The sequence below is a fragment of the Mesorhizobium sp. M1E.F.Ca.ET.041.01.1.1 genome (assembly GCF_003997355.1).
GTDB lineage: Bacteria > Pseudomonadota > Alphaproteobacteria > Rhizobiales > Rhizobiaceae > Mesorhizobium.
On record NZ_RZSL01001253.1, the window covers coordinates 1 to 476 of the forward strand.

General features: G+C 64.3%; 1 protein-coding gene. It reads left to right on the forward strand.

Annotated elements, in window-relative coordinates; all coding sequences use genetic code 11:
* Positions 1 to 435: trimethylamine methyltransferase family protein (locus EOA38_RS38635; protein ID WP_189435275.1), on the forward strand; the 435-nt coding region annotated here is incomplete at its 5' end.
* Positions 436 to 476: the final 41 nt, after the last annotated feature.

Below are 476 nucleotides of genomic sequence, written 5' to 3' on the forward strand. Positions count from 1 at the left end.
GTGCTCGGCCACGGCAATCTCGTCTACCACGCTGCCGGCTGGCAGGAAGGCGGGCTGACGGCGTCGTTCGAGAAGCTCATCATCGATGTCGAGATGATCCAGCATATGATGGAATTCCTGCGGCCGATCGTGGTCGATGAGGCAGAGCTTGCGGTCGAGGCGCTGGGCGCGGTGCCGACCGGGGGTCACTTCTTCGGTGAGCCGCATACGCTGAAGCGCTACGCAACCGCCTTCTATCAGCCCATGCTTTCCAACTGGCAGAACTACGAAGCATGGCAGGAGGCCGGCGCGCTGGACACGACGGCGCGCGCGACGCGGCTCTGGAAAAAGGCGCTGGAGGAATATGTCCAGCCGGCCATGGACCCCGCCGTGCGCGAGGCGCTCGAAGCCTATGTCGCACGACGCAAGGAAGCGATCGGGCAGGGCGAGCCGTGATACGTCGCGATTCTTCCAGCACCCCTCATCCGACCGAGCTT